This is a genomic window from Streptomyces sp. NPDC051051, from assembly GCF_040682975.1.
GTDB lineage: Bacteria > Actinomycetota > Actinomycetes > Streptomycetales > Streptomycetaceae > Streptomyces.
The window spans coordinates 1-19,101 of the sequence record NZ_JBFBCB010000042.1; the positions used below are offsets into that span (position 1 = coordinate 1).

The following is a 19,101-nucleotide window of genomic DNA, read 5'->3' on the forward strand; positions in this document are numbered from 1 at the left end:
CGTGATCTCCTCGACCGCCGCGTCCAGGAAGGCGCGGTCCACCGGGAACTGGTCCGCCACCACGTCGGCGCGCTCGCTCCGTCCCGGCCGAAGTCTCCGGGAGGTCCGCAGCTCCGGATCCCGCGCCACCGAACGCCGAGGGCGGTGGAGCCGGAAACCGGCTCCACCGCCCTCGCCAGGTCGTTCACCCCGGGCAGGCCCTACCGCCCGGGGTCACCGGGGTCAGCTGCAACCGCTGGTCGAGCCGCAGCCCTCGCAGATGTAGCAGGAACCGGCGCGCTGCATCTTCGTACCGCAGGAGAAGCACAGCGGGGCGTCGGCGTGGATGCCCAGCTGCATCTCCACCAGCTCGGCGCTGGTGTGGGCCTGCTGCGGGGCCGGCTTGGCGGCCTCCACCTCGGCCTTCGGCGTGGCCACGGCCTTCAGGTCCTGGGCGCGCGGGGCCGACTGGGCCAGACCCTCGACGTCGACGTCCTCCTCGGACGGCTCGTACGAACCGGTCTCCAGGTGGCGCTGACGCTCCTCGGCGGAGTGGATGCCGAGCGCGGAACGGGTCTCGAAGGGCAGGAAGTCGAGTGCCAGGCGGCGGAAGATGTAGTCGACGATCGACTGGGCCATCCGCACGTCGGGGTCGTCCGTCATACCGGCCGGCTCGAAGCGCATGTTGGTGAACTTCGAGACGTACGTCTCCAGCGGTACGCCGTACTGGAGGCCGACGGAGACCGCGATGGAGAAGGCGTCCATCATGCCGGCGAGCGTCGAGCCCTGCTTGGACATCTTCAGGAAGACCTCGCCGAGACCGTCGTCCGGGTAGGAGTTGGCGGTCATGTAGCCCTCGGCGCCACCGACCGTGAACGAGGTCGTGATGCCGGGACGGCCCTTGGGCAGGCGCTTGCGGACCGGACGGTACTCGATGACCTTCTCGACCGCGGCGCGGATCGTGTCCTCGGCCTTCTCGGTGACCTCGGTCTTCTCCTTCTCCTTGGTCTTGGCGGAGAGGGGCTGGCCGACCTTGCAGTTGTCGCGGTAGATCGCGAGCGCCTTGACGCCGAGCTTCCAGGCCTCGAAGTAGATCTCCTCGACCTCCTCGACGGTCGCCGTCTCCGGCATGTTGACCGTCTTGGAGATGGCGCCGGAGATCCACGGCTGGATCGCGGCCATCATGCGGACGTGGCCCATCGGGGAGATGGCGCGCTCGCCCATGGCGCAGTCGAACACCTCGTAGTGCTCGTGCTTGAGGCTGGGGGCGTCGATCACATTGCCGTGCTCGGCGATGTGGGCGACGATCGCCTCGATCTGCTCCTCCTGGTAGCCCAGGCGGCGCAGGGCCTGCGGCACGGTGCCGTTGACGATCTGCATCGAGCCGCCGCCGACCAGCTTCTTGAACTTGACCAGGGCGAGGTCGGGCTCGACACCGGTGGTGTCGCAGGACATCGCCAGACCGATGGTGCCGGTCGGGGCGAGAACGGACGCCTGGGAGTTGCGGAAGCCGTTCTTCTCGCCGAGGTGCAGCACGTCCTGCCAGGCCTCGGTGGCGGCGGCCCAGACGGGGCTGTCCAGGTCGTCGATGCCGACGGCCTTCTGGTTGGCGTCGGAGTGCTGCTTCATGACGCGGTTGTGGGCGTCGGCGTTGCGGGCGTAGCCGTCGTAGGGACCGACGACCGCGGCCAGCTCGGAGGAGCGGCGGTAGGCCGTACCCGTCATCAGGGAGGTGATGGCGCCGGCCAGCGAGCGGCCGCCGTCCGAGTCGTACGCGTGGCCGGTCGCCATCAGCAGGGCGCCGAGGTTGGCGTAGCCGATGCCGAGCTGGCGGAACGCGCGCGTGTTCTCGCCGATCTTCTGGGTCGGGAAGTCCGCGAAGCAGATGGAGATGTCCATCGCGGTGATGACCAGCTCGACGACCTTCTGGAAGCGTTCGGCCTGGAAGGACTGGTTGCCCTGGCCGTCGTCCTTCAGGAACTTCATCAGGTTCAGCGAGGCGAGGTTGCAGGACGTGTTGTCCAGGTGCATGTACTCGCTGCACGGGTTCGACGCGGTGATCCGGCCGGACTCGGGGCAGGTGTGCCAGGTGTTGATGGTGTCGTCGTACTGGATGCCCGGGTCGGCGCAGGCCCAGGCGGCTTCGGCGATCTTGCGGAAGAGCGACTTGGCGTCGACCTCCTCGATCACATCACCGGTCATCCGCGCGCGCAGGCCGAACTTGCCGCCCTGCTCGACGGCCTTCATGAACTCGTCGTTGACGCGGACGGAGTTGTTGGCGTTCTGGTACTGGACGGACGTGATGTCGTCGCCGCCCAGGTCCATGTCGTAACCCGCGTCGCGCAGGACGCGGATCTTCTCCTCCTCCTTGACCTTGGTCTCGATGAAGTCCTCGATGTCGGGGTGGTCCACGTCGAGGACGACCATCTTGGCGGCGCGGCGGGTGGCACCACCGGACTTGATGGTGCCGGCGGAGGCGTCGGCGCCGCGCATGAAGGAGACCGGGCCGGAGGCGTTGCCGCCGGAGGAGAGCAGCTCCTTGGAGGAGCGGATGCGGGAGAGGTTCAGGCCGGCGCCGGAGCCGCCCTTGAAGATCATGCCCTCTTCCTTGTACCAGTCGAGGATCGACTCCATGGAGTCGTCGACGGACAGGATGAAGCAGGCCGAGACCTGCTGGGGCTGCGGCGTGCCGACGTTGAACCAGACAGGGCTGTTGAAGCTGAAGATCTGGTGCAGGAGGGCGTACGCCAGCTCATGCTCGAAGATCTCGGCGTCGGCGGGCGACGTGAAGTACTTGTGGTCCTCCCCGGCCTTCCGGTAGGTCTTCACGATGCGGTCGATCAGCTGCTTGAGGCTGACCTCGCGCTGCGGGGTGCCGACGGCACCCCGGAAGTACTTGCTGGTGACGATGTTGACCGCGTTCACCGACCAGAAGTCGGGGAACTCGACGCCACGCTGCTCGAAGTTGACCGAGCCGTCGCGCCAGTTGGTCATGACGACGTCACGGCGCTCCCAGGCCACCTCGTCATACGGGTGCACGCCGGGGGTCGTGTGGATGCGCTCGATACGCAGGCCCTTGGTCGCCTTGGCGCCCTTGGCTCGGGAACCCCGTGCCGGACCGCTCGCCGTCTCTGTCATGCCGCCTCCCTGTACGGGCTAAAACGCCCTGAAATGCCACGCTGTTCCCGTGACACGGTGTTCTGTCTTGTGCTGCGGGCACCACCGTTCGCCACGCCCGCAGCAGGTCTCGTCCGCCGTCGCCCGGCCCGGTCCGGAACCTGTGTTCCGGTTCCGGACCGCGGTCAGTCGGCGGAGTGGGCGGGCTCGGGAACCTGCACGGTTCCTCCGCGCCCGCCGTCGTCCTCCCGGCCCCCCGCGACAGCGTCTGCCGCGCCCTCGCGGCCGCCGTCGTCCGTCTCGGGGTGCCGCGCCTGCCTGAGTTCCGCGATCGCGGCCTCGAAGTCGTCGAGCGAGTCGAACGCCCGGTAGACGGAGGCGAACCGCAGATAGGCGACGAGGTCCAGTTCCTGCAACGGGCCGAGTATGGCCAGCCCCACGTCGTGGGTGGTCAGCTCGGCGCTCCCGGTGGCCCGCACGGCTTCCTCGACCCGCTGACCCAGCTGGGCGAGCGCGTCCTCCGTGACGGGCCGTCCCTGGCAGGCCTTGCGCACGCCGTTGATGACCTTGGTGCGACTGAAGGGCTCGGTGACCCCGGACCGCTTGACCACCATGAGCGAGCACGTCTCCACGGTCGTGAAACGACGGGAGCAGTCAGGGCACTGGCGGCGCCTGCGGATCGACGTGCCGTCGTCGGTCGTACGACTGTCGACGACACGGCTGTCGGGGTGCCTGCAGAAGGGGCAGTGCATGATCCATCCCTCCTCACAGCAGTCTCCATGGCCTCGCGGGCCTCACGGGCCCCTCGAAGCAGCCCCCAGCATAGGTGATTCCGGAGGGTGCGAAGTCCCGGGGGAACACAACTTGTGGGCTGCGGGGGACATCCAACCACTAGATGTAGGGCTTGGCTTATTCACCCAGGCCGTGTCGCGTGTCGCGCCGACGGCCCTCACAGGACGCGTTCCGGCGGTCACGGCGAGCACACGGAACCGGTCGCGCACGGCCCGCCGCGCACGCGCGCGTACGGCTGCATACGGCCGCGTCGTCGCGCGCACGACCGCGCGGCCGCCCGCACACGACCGTGCCGCCGGGCCGCGCACGGGGATACCGTGAGCGCCAGGAGGAGGAGGGGTGGGACTCTCGCACAGAGTCGGGCCCGGCTCCCGGCCCGCCGGGGTACGGGTGGCAGACTGGGGCCACCTCTCACAAGGCGATCGGCTCCGGCGGCGAAGAGTACAACAAGCACCCTTCACGTCCAGTGGGCGGCGCGTCAGCTATACACCCCGACACATGATCAAGTCAGGCTATCCACGCTTTTTCACTCGAACGTGTGTTTGGCGCAACCTTTCGAAAGCAACTACCGTTGTGCAGCAGGGAGACAACCGAGAGGGGCCGACGTGACCACCACCGCAGACAGTGCCACCATCACTGCCCAGGACCGCTCCCAGGGCCGACTCGAGCCGGTGCACGCGATGAACGAACCCATGAATCCGGAGGGGCACAAGCGCTCCCTGCCGGGCCGACCTCCAGGCATCCGGGCGGACAGCTCGGGGCTCACCGACCGTCAGCGGCGGGTGATCGAGGTCATCCGGGATTCCGTGCAGCGGCGCGGATACCCGCCGTCGATGCGGGAGATCGGCCAGGCGGTCGGCCTGTCCAGCACCTCGTCGGTCGCACACCAGCTGATGGCACTGGAGCGCAAGGGCTTCCTGCGCCGTGACCCGCACCGTCCCCGCGCGTACGAGGTGCGCGGGTCCGACCAGGCCGCGACGGTGCAGCCCACGGACACCGCCGGCAAGCCCGCCGCGTCCTACGTCCCCCTGGTCGGCCGGATCGCCGCCGGTGGCCCGATCCTCGCCGAGGAGTCGGTGGAGGACGTCTTCCCGCTCCCCCGGCAGCTCGTCGGCGACGGTGAGCTGTTCGTGCTCAAGGTCGTCGGTGACTCGATGATCGAGGCCGCGATCTGCGACGGCGACTGGGTCACCGTCCGCCGCCAGCCGGTCGCGGAGAACGGCGACATCGTGGCCGCCATGCTGGAGGGTGAGGCCACCGTGAAGCGCTTCAAGCGCGAGGACGGCCATGTGTGGCTGCTCCCGCACAACGCGGCGTACGAGCCGATCCCCGGCGACGACGCGACCATCCTCGGCAAGGTGGTGGCCGTTCTGCGCCGCGTCTGAGTGCGGCGGCGGACGGGCCTCCTCGACCGCCCCCCTGACTGGGCCCCGGGATCCCTGCGCCGGTTCCGGGGCCCTGTGCTGTCCGGGCGCCGGTCGGTCCAGGGCCTGGTCGGTCCTGTGGCGTGGGGCGGTCCGGTCACCGGGCGGAACCGACGGGACGGAAGGGGGCCTGTCCTCACGGGGACAGGCCCCCTTTCTCATGCCCCGTGCCCTATGCGTCGGCCTGCTTCGCAGCCGCGTCGATCGCCGCCAGCGACCTGCGGACCTGGTTCGGGTCCGTCGTGAACCAGAAGTCGGGCATCGAGGCCTTCAGATAGCTGCCGTAGCGGGCCGTGGCGAGCCGCTGGTCCAGCACGGCGACGACTCCGCGGTCGCCCGACGCGCGGACGAGCCGGCCCGCGCCCTGGGCCATCAGCAGCGCGGCGTGGGTGGCGGCGACCGCCATGAAGCCGTTGCCGCCGGCCTCCTCGACCGCCTTCTGGCGAGCGCTCATCAAGGGATCGTCCGGACGCGGGAAGGGGATCTTGTCCATCACCACCAGCTGACAGTTCGGGCCGGGCACGTCGACACCCTGCCAGAGCGACAGCGTGCCGAAGAGGCAGGTCTCCGGGTCGGCCGCGAAGTTCTTGATCAGCTCGCCGAGCGTCTCCTCGCCCTGCAACAGGATCGGGAACTCGGGGATGCGGGCGCGCAGCTCCTCCGCGGCCAGCTGCGCGGCGCGCATCGAGGAGAAGAGACCGAGGGTGCGTCCGCCGGCCGCCTGGATCAGCTCCGTCAGCTCGTCCAGCATGTCCGCGCGGTCGCCGTCGCGCGCGGGGCGGGCCAGGTGCTTGGCGACATACAGGATGCCCTGCTTGGGATAGTCGAAGGGGGAGCCGACGTCGATGCCCTTCCACTGGGGGACGTCCTCGCCCTGGGTGCCCTCCGGGGCGAGCCCCATGGAGGCGCCCACGCCGTTGAAGTCGCCGCCCAGCTTCAGTGTCGCCGAGGCCAGGACCACGGAGCGGTCCGCGAAGAGCTTCTCGCGCAGGAGGCCCGAGACGCTCATGGGGGCGACGCGCAGGGAGGCGCCGAAGCGATCGTGCCGCTCGTACCAGACGACGTCGTACTCGGAGCCGTTCACGAGGCGCTCCGCCACGTCGTGGACGCTCTCCACCGACGCCAGCGCCTGCTTGCGGACCGAGTCCTCGTCCTGGACGGACTTGTCGCGGGTCGCGCCGATCGCGGAGATCACCGTGCGGGCGGCGTCGCGCAGCGCCATGAGGGCGTAGCCGAGGTCTTCCGGGATCTCTTCCAGGCGGCCAGGAAGGGCCAGCTCCATCAGTCGCTCGAAGCCCTCGGCGGCGGTCTGGAGCTGATCGGCCGCCTTCTCGTCGACGAGCTTCGCGGCGCGGCGCACGGCCCTGTTGACCTGGCCCGCGGTCAGCTCGCCGGTGGCGACGCCGGTGACCCGCGAGACCAGCTCGTGGGCCTCGTCGACGATCAGCACCTCGTGCTGGGGAAGGACGGGGGCGCCCTCGATGGCGTCGATGGCCAGCAGAGCGTGGTTGGTGACGACGACCTCGGCCAGTTTGGCCCGCTCGCGGGCCATCTCCGCGAAGCACTCGGCACCGTACGCGCACTTCGTGGCGCCGAGGCACTCGCGGGACGAGACCGAGACCTGGCCCCAGGCGCGGTCGGAGACGCCGGGGGTCAGGTCGTCCCGGTCGCCGTCCTCCGTCTCGTCGGCCCAGTCGCGCAGCCTCAGCAGGTCCTGGCCCAGCTTGCTGGTGGGCGCGGCGGCCTCGAACTGGTCGAAGAGGCCCTCCTCCTCGTCCTGGGGCATGCCCTCGTGCAACCGGTGCAGGCACAGGTAGTTCGACCGGCCCTTGAGCATCGCGAACTCCGGGCGGCGACGCAGCAGCGGATGCAGCGCGTCGACCGTGCGCGGCAGATCGCGCTCCACGAGCTGGCGTTGCAGCGCCAGGGTGGCGGTCGCCACGACGACCCGCTCGCCGTGCGCGAGCGCGGGCACAAGGTACCCCAGCGACTTACCGGTGCCGGTGCCGGCCTGGACCAGCAGATGGGATCCGTCGTCGATCGCCTCCGCGACGGCTTCGGCCATGGTCACCTGGCCGGGGCGCTCCGTGCCGCCGACGGCGGCGACGGCGGCGTGCAGGAGTTCGGGGAGTGAGGGCTTCGTCATAGCGCGACCACCCTACGGGGCGGCACTGACAAAGGTGTGGTCACGGGGGACGGGAGCGACGCGATCAAGACGGTGGGCCTCCCGGTGGGCGGGACGGGGCGCCGGTTTCGGCACGCGGGTGACCGATCGGGACCGGATGCGGGCGGCCGCTGATCGGACGGCTCGACAGGGTGTTCAGAGCAGATGACGCGAAGCCCGGTCCCGGATCATGAGAGCGGCTCGCTTGGCGGGCAGGCCGACCTCCGCGGAGAACCGGAAGCCGGCGGTCAGGAAGGCCGCGACGGACGGCGTGTTACGGATGTCGGGTTCGGCGACGACCCGCGCGCAGCCGGGTCTGCTGTCGAGGACGAGATCGGCGACCGCCCTGAGCAGTACGGCACCGAGGCCGCGGCCCCGGTCGGCGCCGCGGCCGAGGAGAACGTGGAGGCCCGTGTCGTGCGGTCGGGCCGGATAGAAGCCGGCCAGAGGGTCGAGGTCCGCCCGGTAGATCTCCCAGTAGCTCATCGGGACGCCCTCCAGCAGGCCGAGGCACGGGACGCTGCGGCCGTCTCCGGCCAGTTGCCGGTGCAGGTGCGCCGCGGTCACGGTGTCCGGGCCGGCCAGTTCCCAGAAGGCCGCGACCTCGGGGTCGTTCATCCACCGGGCGATGTGGGGCAGGTCCCTGTCGAGCCGGACCGGGACGAGCCGGAAGGCCCCGACGGGGGTGGCTGCGGGGCCCCAGCCGGCGATGTGGTCGAGCGGGGTTTCCGGGGCGGCGGGGCCGGGCCGGGGGCTCGGGACGGCCGTGACGGACGCCGATGCTCCGGGTGGCGTCCGGATCGCGCCCTCTCCTGGCGGGGTGAGCGAGGCGAGGACGCCGTCGGGCGGACGTGGCTCCGAGGTGTCCTCTGCATCGGCGGCGGGCACGGCTCCACTCCTCTCGGCGAGCGGGTTTCAACGGTGCAGGGGATTGGCGATGGTGACGTAGACGGACTGGGTGTCGACCGGGCCGACGAGTTCGTCCAGGCCGTGGAGGCGGGTGAGGAGGTTGGCCTTGCAGCGCAGGCGCGGTGAGTCGAGCAGCCGGGCGGGCAGCGAACTCCGTGTCCGGCCGGGACCGGTGCGAGAGCGCGGGCCGGGACCGGTGCGAGAGCCGGCGTCGGTATCCGCAGCGGCACCCGCGTCGGCATCGGCCAGGAAGCGTCGGAAGGCGGCGAGCAGCACGCGTTCGTCGGCGAGCCGCTGGGAGCCGAAGGCGCCGATGAGTCCCAGCACGTTGTTGATGCCGAGGTAGTAGGCGAAGCGCTCGTCGGCGACCTCGTCCGGGACGAAGGCGTCGCCGGCCTCGCCGATGCCGGGCAGCCGGGCGTCCAGGTCCGCGCGGCGGGACTCGCGGAAGTAGTAGCCCTGGTTGTCGCGGTAACGGCCGCCGCTCGGCCAGCCGTCGGGGTCCAGCAGCACCAGGGTGTTCTGCTGGTGCGCCTCCAGTGCGATCCCCGCCTCGCCGTCGAGCCACAGCACGGGGCGGACGACCCGCTCCAGGTAGCGCAGGAACCACTCGGCGGCCACGGTCTCGCGCGGCCGGCCCGTCACCGCGGCGAGCCGCCCGACGAGCGCCGCGAGCCGGGAGGGCGCGGAGCCGCCGTCCTCGGCCCGACGCGGGTCGGGGCGGGGCGCGACGAGTCCGGCGAGGCAGGAGACGTCGTCGGCCGGGGCGAACGGATTGTGCCGGATCACCACGTCGAGCCCGGTCACCGGACGACCGTCCGGCCCGTCCACGGCGAGCCAGGCGGGGTCCCGGACGATGTCGAAGCCCGGGTGGGCCGCCCGCCACCGCTCACCGAGGCCGGTGCGCAGCAGGCGGTGGACCCCGACTCCCCGGTGCAGTTCCTTGCGGAGGTTCTCGCGGCGGGAGTTGGTGATGCGCAGTCCCAGCGAGAGCTTGAGCATCGCCGGTGCGCCGGAGCGGTGAACCGTGCGCACGGAGGAGGTCGGGTGCCACGGAGGGCCGTGGGCGCCGAGGTCCCGGAGCAGGCCGGCGTCGAGCAGGGCCGCGACCTCGGGACGGTGGCGGGCCTCACGGAGCTGCCAGGGGTGCACGGGCAGGACGGCGTACCCGTCGGGCAGCGGCAGTGGGGTACCGGCGAGCCGGGCCGTCAGCGACCGGGCGGGGACGGGACGGCCGCGCTCGGTCCAGGCGGAGTCGGCGGCCAGCACGCGGGGCGCGACAGCCAGCCAGTGAAGGGGGAAGGAGCCGTGCGCCTCGGGTGAGTACAGCCGGGCTTCCGCGTCGGAGAGGTCCTCGCGGCTCTTGGGGGCCGGATGCAGCGGGTGCCCGAATGTCAGCGCCTGCTCGGCCGAGAGGAAGAGGTCGGCTCGCTCGGCGGGGCGCTGCCGGTCCGCAAGGTGTTCCCGGTGCGCGCCGATGAAGGTGGCCGTGCGGCGGACGGAGTCTGCGACCCGGGCGACGAGGTCGTCGTGCCGCACCCCGCCCTCGGGCACCGCGTCCGCCACGCGGGGGGCCGCGCCGAGTGGGGCCCCGGACGCTCCGCCGGGCCCGGTGGGCAGCACCTCGCGGCTGAGCAGGGCCGCGAGCATGACCGCGTCCACGGGCGCGGAGTGCTCGGGGGCGTCGGCGGGGCGCGGAAGCCCGAAACGGTGCCAGCCGGTGGGCGACCAGTGGCGCACGGGGACGAGGAGCGCGGTGCCGGTGGCGGGCAGCGGGATGCGCAGAACACCGTCGTCGGGGGCGGACAGGCCGGTCTCGCGGACCCAGCAGCGCAGCAGGTTCTCCACAGCCGCCGCCTGGGCCGCCCGATGGGGGTCGGGGTGGTGCAGCGGGTCGGCCGCGGTGCCCCGCCGCCCGCGGGGGGCCGGGAGGACCGACGTGGGCGACGAGGACGGGGGCGGGGTGTTCACGGTCGTTCCTTTGCTCGCGTGCGGGCCACGGCGTGCACCGCGTCCGAGAATCGGTCGAGTACGGCCGCCGCCTGTTCGTCGGTGATGGTCAGGGGCGGCAGCAGGCGTACGACGCTCGCGTGGCGTCCGGTGAGTTCGACGATCAGGCCGCGGCTCAGGCACTCCCGCCGGACGGCGGCGGCCAGTTCGGGCGACGCGGGGAAGGTCGACGCGGGAGGAGTCCCCCGAGCGGCGGCACCACGTCCACCCGGGATCCCCTCCGGATCGACCATCTCCACCCCGATCATCAGGCCGCGCCCTCGCACGTCCCCGACGCACGGGAAGTCGTCCGCCAGACAACGGAGTCGGCGCAGGAGACGGTCGCCCAGGGCGGCCGCGCGTCCGGCGAGGCCGTTGGCGCGGACATGGGCGAGGGTGGCCGCGCCGGCGGCCATGGCGAGCTGGTTGCCGCGGAACGGGCCCGCGAGGGCGCCGGGTTCCCGGACGTCGAGGTCGTCCCGGTGGACGATCACGGCCAGGGGCAGACCGCCGCCGACGGCCTTGGACAGGACCATCACGTCGGGGGTGATGCCACTGTGTTCGACGGCCCAGAAGGCACCGGTCCGCCCGACGCCCGTCTGGGTCTCGTCGGCGATCAGGGGGATCGAACGTTCGGCGGTGACGCGGCGCACGCGGCGCATCCAGGCGTCCGGCGCGGGGATCACTCCCCCCTCGCCCCGGACGGGTTCGAGGATCAGCCCGGCCGGCGGGCGCACCCCCGACTCGGGGTCGTCGAGGACCGACTCGGTCCAGCGGGCGGCGAGTTCGGCGCCCCGCTCGCCACCGACACCGAAGGGACAGCGGTGATCCTGGGGGTACGGCAGCCGGGTCACCCGTGCGTCCGGGTCGTGGCCGAAGGCGTCGAGGGAATCCGCGGTCGTTCCGTGACGGGCCCCGGTGAACGCCAGGACCCCGGTGCGGCCCGTGGCGGCCCGGACCAGCGCGAGCGCGGCCTCCACCGCGTCCGAGCCGGCCGGTCCGCAGAACCGCACGCGCGCGTGGCCGGCCAGTCCCGGCGGCAGGGTGTGCAGCAGTTCGGCGACGAAGGCGTCCTTGAGCGGCGTGGCGAGATCGAGGGCGTGCAGCGGGGCGCCCGAGTCGAGGACCTTGCGGACCGCCTCCAGGACGACGGGGTGGTTGTGGCCGAGCGCGAGGGTCCCGGCGCCCGAGACGCAGTCGAGGTAGCGGCGGCCGTCGGCACCCTCGACGGTCAGCCCCCGGGCCCGGACCGGCACGACCGGCAGGGCCCCGGCGTGGGTCCGCGCCGCCGATGCGCGTGCCGACTGCCCGCCCGGGACGCCCTCCCGGGCGGAGCGTCCGCGCACGGGAGGGCCGGGCACGGGGACCTCCGCACCGGCCGGGCTCCCGCACACCGGGGTCCCCAGGGCGGTTCCCCCGTCGGCATCACGTCCCGCGGACGTCTCCCCCGGCACTGGCTGCGTCATGGCCACGGTTTCCTGTCCTCCCGCTGTCCACAGGCGAGTCGGTGCGCCGCGGAACTCCCCTCGCCGGGTCCTGACCGGCGTACCGGGCCGAGGGCGGCGACACCGCGCCCTCGGGGAATTCCCGCTGGAAGGGCCACGCACGGACCGTCGTTCCACGCCTACCAACCGCCGACGGTCCTGCGGGTTACGGGTTGCCCCAAGATCCTTGCCGTGACGGAACCGTTGCTGTTCCGTCGGTGCTCCCCCACAGCGAACGCATATCGTGTGATGCCGTCCCACCCGGCCGTGAGACCCGCCCGAACCAGGCATGAGAGGAAGCCCAGTTCCCGCGGTGTGCGCGGCCACCGCTCCAAGTTCCTTGACACCACGGGGAGTCACACCATGCGATCCATACGGCCGTCCTTCATCGCTCGGCGGGGGAGGAAAGCCTCGCGCAGAATCTCCCCCGCGCTGGGTGCCGTCGCCCTGGCCTCGGCGCTCGCCCTCACCGCGACCGCCTGCGACTCGGGCGGCGCCGACGCCGACGATCAGGCCGGTGCCTCCGCCTCGGCCGCGGGCGCGGGCGACGGAAAGATCACGATCCCGGACGACATCAAGGACCGGCTCAAGGAACACGGGATCGATCTGGACAAGTGGAAGAACGGCGCCTGGAAGAACTGGGACAGGGACGACTGGCTGCGCGAGGCGCAGGACTACGTCAACCCGATCATCAAGGGCCTGTGGGACCCGGACCGGATGCGTGAGGCGGAGGACCCGGACCGCAGCGTCGACGAGAACGACCTCTCCGACGACCAGGGTGTGACCGACCCCGAGCCGGCGGCGGTGGACGCGGCGGCCGTGCCGACCACCTACCACGCCAACGCCCCCGAGGCGGGCAAGGTGTTCTTCGACTCCCCCGAGGGCACGATGGTCTGCTCGGCCACGGTCGTGCAGGACCCGGCCCACCCCGGCAAGTCCAACCTGGTGTGGACGGCGGGCCACTGCGTGCACGCCGGCAAGAAGGGCGGCTGGTACCGCAACATCGCCTTCGTGCCGTCGTACAACGACTCGGGCATGTCGGCCGCGAAGCTGCAGACGGCGACCAAGGAAGAGGTGGCGCCGTACGGGGTCTGGTGGGGCGACTGGGCTCAGACGTCCGACCAGTGGATCGAGCAGGGCGGGCAGACCGGCGGCGACGGCGCCTCGTACGACTTCGCCGTCATCCATGTGACGCCCGAGGAGGGCAGCGCCGGGAAGTCGCTGGAGGAGATGGTCGGTTCGGCGCTGCCGGTGGACTTCGCGGCCCCGGCGGTGACCAAGGTGAAGAGCATCACGGCGACCGGCTACCCGGCGGCGGCGCCGTACGACGGGCAGACGCTGTACCAGTGCCAGGACAAGCCCGGGCGGCTGTCGCTCAACGGCACCGACCCGACGATGTACCGCATCGGGTGCACGATGACCGGCGGTTCGTCCGGCGGCGGCTGGGTGGCCGCGGGCTCGGACGGCAAGCCCGCGCTGGTGTCCAACACCTCGATCGGCCCGGTGAACGCCGGCTGGCTCGCGGGTCCGCGGCTGGGTGAGGTGGCCAAGGGCGTGTACGACTCGGTGAGCGAGAAGTTCGCCGGCCGGTAGACCGGCGCACGGCGAAGGCCCGCCCGAGCGAGGGCGGGCCTTCGGGTGAACCGACGCGTCAGACGAGCGGCGCGGGAACGTACGGCGTGAGATCCGCCGCCAGTTCCTCGTGCACCCGCGCCTTCAGCAGGGTGCCCTCCGCCGTGTGCTCCTCGGAGATCACCTCGCCCTCGGCGTGGGCGCGCGCGACCAGCTTGCCGTGGGTGTACGGCACGAGCGCCTCGACCTCGACGGACGGCCTGGGCAGCTCGTCGTCGATGAGCGCCAGCAGTTCGTCGATGCCCTGGCCGGTGCGGGCCGAGACGGCGATGGAGTGCTTCTCGTTGCGCAGGAGCCGCTGGAGCGTGAGCGGGTCGGCCGCGTCGGCCTTGTTGATCACGACGATCTCGGGCACGTCGATGGCGCCGACGTCCCTGATCACCTCGCGCACGGCGGCGAGCTGCTCCTCCGGGGCGGGGTGCGAGCCGTCCACCACGTGCAGGATCAGGTCGGACTCGCCGACCTCCTCCATGGTGGAGCGGAACGCCTCGACCAGGTGGTGCGGAAGGTGACGGACGAAGCCGACGGTGTCGGCCAGCGTGTAGAGCCGGCCGCTCGGGGTCTCGGCCCGGCGCACGGTCGGGTCGAGGGTCGCGAACAGGGCGTTCTCGACCAGTACGCCCGCGCCCGTGAGCCGGTTGAGCAGCGAGGACTTGCCGGCGTTGGTGTAACCCGCGATGGCGACGGAGGGCACCTTGTGGCGCTTGCGCTCCTGGCGCTTGATCTCGCGCCCGGTCTTCATCTCCGCGATCTCCCGGCGCATCTTCGCCATCTTCTCGCGGATCCGGCGCCGGTCCGTCTCGATCTTGGTCTCACCGGGACCGCGGGTGGCGAGGCCGCCGCCCTTGCCGCCGCCCATCTGGCGGGACAGCGACTGACCCCAGCCGCGCAGCCTCGGCAGCATGTACTGCATCTGCGCGAGTGCGACCTGCGCCTTGCCCTCTCGGGACTTGGCGTGCTGGGCGAAGATGTCCAGGATCAGGGCCGTGCGGTCGATGACCTTGACCTTGACGACGTCCTCGAGGTGGATCAGCTGGCCCGGGCTCAGCTCACCGTCGCAGATGACGGTGTCCGCGCCGGTCTCGAGGACGATGTCGCGCAGCTCGTCGGCCTTGCCGGAGCCGATGTAGGTGGCGGCGTCGGGCTTGTCGCGGCGCTGGATCACGCCGTCGAGCACGAGTGCGCCCGCGGTCTCCGCGAGGGCGGCCAGCTCGGCGAGGGAGTTGTCCGCGTCCTGTGCGGTCCCCGAGGTCCAGACGCCGACGAGCACGACCCGCTCCAGGCGGAGCTGACGGTACTCGACCTCGGTGACGTCCTCGAGTTCGGTGGAGAGACCGGCGACGCGGCGCAGGGCCGCCCGCTCGGAGCGGTCGAGCTGGTCGCCGTCCCGGTCTCCGTCGGTGTCGAGGCTCCAGGCGACGTCCTCTTCCATCAGGGCATCGGCCCGAAGACCTTCGGGGTAGGCGTGCGCGAGGCGCTTGGTGTCCTGGGAAGGGGAAGAAGAGGAGGTCATTGGGTCCTTACGTCGTTGGGGATGCCGGTTCGGCGGTCATAATGCACAACGCACGAGCGGTCCGGGAGATTCCCGCGTCCCGTGCCCCGCCGACCCGACGATGGTCGCACGGTACGGCCCGTCTCGTCATCGCCTTATTCGGAGGCCTTGACGGCGGGGCCGGGGGCCTTGCCGGCGGGCGCGACCGGCTTCCACTCCGGGTGGCCGGGCATCGGCGGGGTCTTCTCGTCGTACAGCCAGTGCTGGAAGAAGCTCCCGAGGTCACGGCCGGAGATCCGGGCGGCGAGGCGGACGAAGTCGGCCGTGCCCGCGGTGGCGTCGCGGTGGTCGCTCAGCCAGCTCCGTTCCAGCCGGCCGAAGGCCTCCTGGCCGATCTCCTGGCGCAGGGCGAAGAGCACCAGGGCCGCGCCGTCGTAGACGTTGGAGCGGAAGATACCGATCTTCTGGCCGGGCGCCGGTGGCTTGGGGGCGCCGGGCGGGCCGCCGACCGCGCGCCAGCGGTCGGAGGCGCCGTACGCCGCCTTCATGCGGGCCTGAAGGGTGCGGTCGGCCTTCTCCTGCGCGTACAGGGCCTCGTACCAGGTGGCGTGGCCTTCGTTGAGCCAGAGGTCGGACCAGGTGCGCGGGCTGACGCTGTCGCCGAACCACTGGTGGGCCAGCTCGTGCACCATGATCGACTCGACGTACCACGTGGGGTAGGCGGGCTCGGTGAACAGGGCCTTCTCGAAGAGGGAGAGGGTCTGCGTCTCCAGTTCGAAGCCGGTGGCGGTGTCGGCGACGAGCATGCCGTACGTCTCGAAGGGGTAGGGGCCGACCTTGCTCTCCATCCAGGCGATCTGGTCGGGGGTCTTCCGCAGCCAGGGTTCGAGGGCCTCGCGGTCCTTGGCGGGGACGACGTCCCGCACGGGCAGCCCGCGCGGTCCCTCGCGGTGCAGGACGGCGGAGCGCCCGATGGAGACCTGGGCGAGTTCGGTGGCCATCGGGTGCAGGGTGCGGTACGTCCATGTCGTCGCGCGGCCCGCCCGGTCGACGCCGGTCGGCAGACCGTTGGCGACGGCCGTGTACCCGCTGGGCGCGGTGACCCGGACGGTGAACATGGCCTTGTCGGAGGGATGGTCGTTGCACGGGAACACCAGGTGGGCGGCGTCGGCCTGGTTGGCCATGGCGAGTCCGTCCGCGGTCCGCAGCCAGCCGCCGTCCCGGCCGTCGGCGCTCACCGGGTCGCTGGTGTGACGCACGGTGACGCGCATCCAGTCGCCGCGGGGCAGCGGGTGCGCGGGCGTGATCACCAGGTCCTCGCCGGCGGTGGCGAAGTCGGCGGACTCCCCGTCGACCTCGACGGACCGGACCTCGCCGTGGGCGAAGTCCAGATTGATCCGGTCCAGGGTGGCGGTGGTCCAGCCGTCGATCGTGGTGACCGCCTGGAGCGGTTCGTCGTTGCTTCCGGAGTACGTGAGGGCCAGGTCGTACGACGCCACGTCGTAGCCGGGGTTGCCCAGGTGGGGGTAGAGGCGGTCGCCGACGCCGAGCGGGGTGGGCGGGGCGCCCGCGGCGACGAGGCAGACGGAGACGGCCGAGGCGAGGAGGGCGGAGGTGAGGCGGCGGGAGCGGGCGGTGCGGGGCCGGCGGGAGCCGGTGCCGTCCCGGTGGGCCTGGGCGCGGGGGGAGAGCAGCATGCACCACGGCTACCAGCGCGCCCCGCCCGTGCGGCGCCGACGCGCGACCGGCCCACCCGAACGGGTTGCGCACGCGCGTGTGCGGTGACGGACGGGACGGGAAGGGCCCGGGCCGTGCCTCAGGGGATCAGGAGAACGGCGGCGTCTGGTGGTGCGCGCGTCCCACGTCGTACACACCGGGGACGTCGCGCATGGCGCGGATGAGGGTGGGCAGCCGGGCTGCGTCGGGGAGCTGGACGGTGTAGGTGTGGCGGACCCGCTGCTGGCTGGGCGGTTCGACGGTCGCGGAGACGATCTCGGCGCCCTCCAGGGCCATCGCCTCGGTGAGGTCCGCGAGCAGATGGGGGCGGCCGAACGATTCGGCGAACAGGGTGACCCGGCACTCGGTGGTGTCCCCCCAGCGCACGTCGACCGCCGCGCGCCCCGCCTCCGTCATGCGCGCCACGGCGGCGCACTCCACGCGGTGCACGGTCACCACGCCGCCGCGTACGGCGAAGCCGGTGACCTCGTCGGCCGGGACGGGCGTGCAGCACCCGGCGAGCCGGACTCCGGCGCCGGGGCGGTCGACGACGGTGATCGCGGCGCCGGGGCGGGGTCCGGGGGCCTCGGGCGCGGAGGCGTCCGGTGCGGGGTGGGCCGGGACGCCGTCGGACGGCGGCCGGGTCGGGCCGGCCTTCGTGCCGTCGGCCTCGGCGGGCGCGCCGTCCGTACCCGGGTGAGCCGCGAGCCACCGCTGGATGGCGATGCGCGCGGCGGGCGTGTGGGCGTGCTCCAGCCACTCCCTGGAGGGCTCGGAGGCGGGGTCCTGGCCCATGAGGAGCTGGACGCTGTCGCCGTCCCGCAGCACGGTGCTCAGGGTCGCCAGGCGGCCGTTGACACGGGCGCCGAGGCAGGCGTGGGCGTCCTCGCCGTACTGCGCGTACGCGGCGTCCACGCAGGTGGCGCCCTCGGGCAGGCCGAGGGTGCCGCCGTCGGGGCGGAAGACGGTGATCTCCCGGTCCTGGGCGAGGTCCTCGCGCAGGGTGGACCAGAACGTGTCCGGGTCGGGGGCCGCCTCCTGCCAGTCGAGGAGACGGGAGAGCCAGCCGGGGCGGGTGGGGTCGACGCGCTCGCCGTCGGGCGCGCCCTGCTCCTCCGCCGGCGGGGCGTAGGGATTGCCGAGCGCGACGACTCCGGCCTCGGCGACCTTGTGCATCTGGTGGGTGCGGATGAGGACTTCGGCGACCTGGACGTCGGCGGGAGTGCCCCCGGACGAGTCCGTCCGGGCCCGGGGGAGGGAGACGGCGGTGTGCAGCGACTGGTACAGGTTGAACTTGGGGACGGCGATGAAGTCCTTGAACTCCGAGACCACGGGCGTCATACAGGTGTGCAGTTCACCGAGGACCGCGTAGCAGTCGGCGTCCTCGTTGACGAGGACGAGCAGGCGGCCGAAGTCGGAGCCGCGCAGCCGTCCGCGTTTGCGGGCGGTGCGGTGCAGGGAGACGAGGTGCCGCGGCCGGATGAGGACTTCGGCCTGGATGTCGGCGTCGCGCAGCACCGCGCGCGTCACGTCGGCGAACTCGGCGAGGGCGTCGTCCGCGCGCGAGGCGTTGTCGACGATCAACTTGCGCGTGTGCTCGTACTCCTCGGGGTGCAGGATGGCGAAGACCAGGTCCTCCAGTTCGGTCTTCAGCGCCTGGACACCGAGGCGTTCGGCGAGCGGGATGAGGACGTCGCGGGTCACCTTGGCGATGCGTTCCTGCTTCTCGGGACGCATCACGCCGAGGGTGCGCATGTTGTGCAGGCGGTCGGCGAGTTTGATGGACATCACGCGGACGTCGTTGCCGGTGGCGACGAGCATCTTGCGGAACGTCTCGGGTTCGGCGGCGGCGCCGTAGTCCACCTTCTCCAGCTTCGTCACGCCGTCGACGAGGTAGCGCACCTCGGCGCCGAACTCGTCACCGACCTGATCGAGCGTCACATCGGTGTCCTCCACCGTGTCGTGGAGCAGCGAGGCCGTCAACGTGGTGGTCTCGGCGCCGAGCTCGGCCAGAATCAGCGTCACGGCCAGCGGGTGCGTGATGTACGGCTCGCCGCTCTTGCGCATCTGGCCGCGGTGGGAGGACTCCGCGAGCACGTAGGCGCGGCGCAGTGGTTCGAGGTCGGCGTCCGGGTGGTGGAAGCGGTGGGCCTCGACCACGTGACCGATCGCGTCGGGCAGCCTGCCGCGGGAGGCGGGGCCGAGCAGGGCCGCCCGGCCCAGGCGGCGCAGGTCGATCCGGGGGCGGCTGCGCCTGCGGGGCGCGGCAGGCACTACCGGGCCTGGGGTCGCGGGGTTCGTGGCCTCCGCACTCATGGGCACCTCCGGCTGCGTGGACCGGCGGACGGGGTGCCCCAGGGCGGACACGGCTCGGGGGGCTGGCGACAGTCCCCCGTCCGGGCC

11 protein-coding genes are annotated in these 19,101 nt (G+C 72.1%); 2 read left to right on the forward strand and 9 right to left on the reverse strand.

Features of this window, described 5'->3' with window-relative positions; all coding sequences use genetic code 11:
• Positions 1–222: 222 nt before the first annotated feature.
• Positions 223–3,117, reverse strand: a complete 2,895-nt coding sequence (locus AB0N31_RS27270) for a vitamin B12-dependent ribonucleotide reductase (protein WP_366061078.1) — start codon at positions 3,115–3,117, stop codon at positions 223–225.
• Positions 3,118–3,281: 164 nt separating this feature from the next.
• Complete coding sequence (gene nrdR, locus AB0N31_RS27275; RefSeq protein ID WP_366061079.1) at positions 3,282–3,848, reverse strand: transcriptional regulator NrdR; 567 nt, start codon at positions 3,846–3,848, stop codon at positions 3,282–3,284.
• A gap of 645 nt (positions 3,849–4,493) precedes the next feature.
• Between nrdR and lexA the strand changes: the two genes are divergently transcribed.
• Positions 4,494–5,273, forward strand: a complete 780-nt coding sequence (gene lexA / locus AB0N31_RS27280) for a transcriptional repressor LexA (RefSeq protein ID WP_366061080.1) — start codon at positions 4,494–4,496, stop codon at positions 5,271–5,273.
• Positions 5,274–5,484: 211 nt separating this feature from the next.
• Here lexA and AB0N31_RS27285 read toward each other — a convergent pair whose 3' ends face one another.
• From AB0N31_RS27285 to AB0N31_RS27300, 4 genes are all read right to left on the reverse strand, one after another.
• Positions 5,485–7,458, reverse strand: a complete 1,974-nt coding sequence (locus AB0N31_RS27285; RefSeq protein ID WP_366061081.1) for an ATP-dependent DNA helicase — start codon at positions 7,456–7,458, stop codon at positions 5,485–5,487.
• A 174-nt stretch (positions 7,459–7,632) separates the two neighbouring features.
• Complete coding sequence (locus AB0N31_RS27290) at positions 7,633–8,364, reverse strand: GNAT family N-acetyltransferase (protein ID WP_366061082.1); 732 nt, start codon at positions 8,362–8,364, stop codon at positions 7,633–7,635.
• A gap of 27 nt (positions 8,365–8,391) precedes the next feature.
• Positions 8,392–10,275, reverse strand: a complete 1,884-nt coding sequence (locus AB0N31_RS27295) for an IucA/IucC family protein (RefSeq protein WP_366061126.1) — start codon at positions 10,273–10,275, stop codon at positions 8,392–8,394.
• A 77-nt stretch (positions 10,276–10,352) separates the two neighbouring features.
• The gene (locus AB0N31_RS27300) at positions 10,353–11,840 is read right to left on the reverse strand and encodes a diaminobutyrate--2-oxoglutarate transaminase family protein (protein WP_366061083.1); all 1,488 of its coding nucleotides are present in this window, start codon (positions 11,838–11,840) and stop codon (positions 10,353–10,355) included.
• Between the two features lie 381 nt (positions 11,841–12,221).
• On the opposite strand from AB0N31_RS27300, the gene AB0N31_RS27305 reads away from it, so the two are divergent.
• Positions 12,222–13,451: a hypothetical protein gene (locus AB0N31_RS27305; RefSeq protein ID WP_366061084.1), complete on the forward strand. Its 1,230-nt coding sequence runs from the start codon at positions 12,222–12,224 to the stop codon at positions 13,449–13,451.
• Between the two features lie 58 nt (positions 13,452–13,509).
• Here the strand turns inward: AB0N31_RS27305 and hflX are convergent, their stop codons facing one another.
• From hflX to AB0N31_RS27320, 3 genes are all read right to left on the reverse strand, one after another.
• A complete protein-coding gene (gene hflX / locus AB0N31_RS27310) occupies positions 13,510–15,003 on the reverse strand; it encodes a GTPase HflX (protein ID WP_366061085.1) in 1,494 nt (497 codons plus the stop codon).
• Positions 15,004–15,137: 134 nt separating this feature from the next.
• Positions 15,138–16,679, reverse strand: coding sequence for a M1 family metallopeptidase (locus tag AB0N31_RS27315; protein ID WP_366061086.1), 1,542 nt, complete (start codon positions 16,677–16,679; stop codon positions 15,138–15,140).
• 127 nt (positions 16,680–16,806) lie between these two features.
• On the reverse strand, positions 16,807–19,014 hold the full coding sequence (locus AB0N31_RS27320; protein ID WP_366061087.1) for an HD domain-containing protein: 2,208 nt from the start codon (positions 19,012–19,014) through the stop codon (positions 16,807–16,809).
• Positions 19,015–19,101: the final 87 nt, after the last annotated feature.

Coding starts and splice junctions, on each gene's coding strand:
- AB0N31_RS27270 (WP_366061078.1), bottom strand. CDS start 3,117: ATGACAGAGACGGCGAGCGGTCCGGCACGGGGTTCCCGAGCCAAGGGC.
- nrdR (WP_366061079.1), bottom strand. CDS start 3,848: ATGCACTGCCCCTTCTGCAGGCACCCCGACAGCCGTGTCGTCGACAGT.
- AB0N31_RS27285 (WP_366061081.1), bottom strand. CDS start 7,458: ATGACGAAGCCCTCACTCCCCGAACTCCTGCACGCCGCCGTCGCCGCC.
- AB0N31_RS27300 (WP_366061083.1), bottom strand. CDS start 11,840: ATGACGCAGCCAGTGCCGGGGGAGACGTCCGCGGGACGTGATGCCGAC.
- AB0N31_RS27305 (WP_366061084.1), top strand. CDS start 12,222: ATGCGATCCATACGGCCGTCCTTCATCGCTCGGCGGGGGAGGAAAGCC.
- hflX (WP_366061085.1), bottom strand. CDS start 15,003: ATGACCTCCTCTTCTTCCCCTTCCCAGGACACCAAGCGCCTCGCGCAC.
- AB0N31_RS27315 (WP_366061086.1), bottom strand. CDS start 16,679: ATGCTGCTCTCCCCCCGCGCCCAGGCCCACCGGGACGGCACCGGCTCC.
- AB0N31_RS27320 (WP_366061087.1), bottom strand. CDS start 19,014: ATGAGTGCGGAGGCCACGAACCCCGCGACCCCAGGCCCGGTAGTGCCT.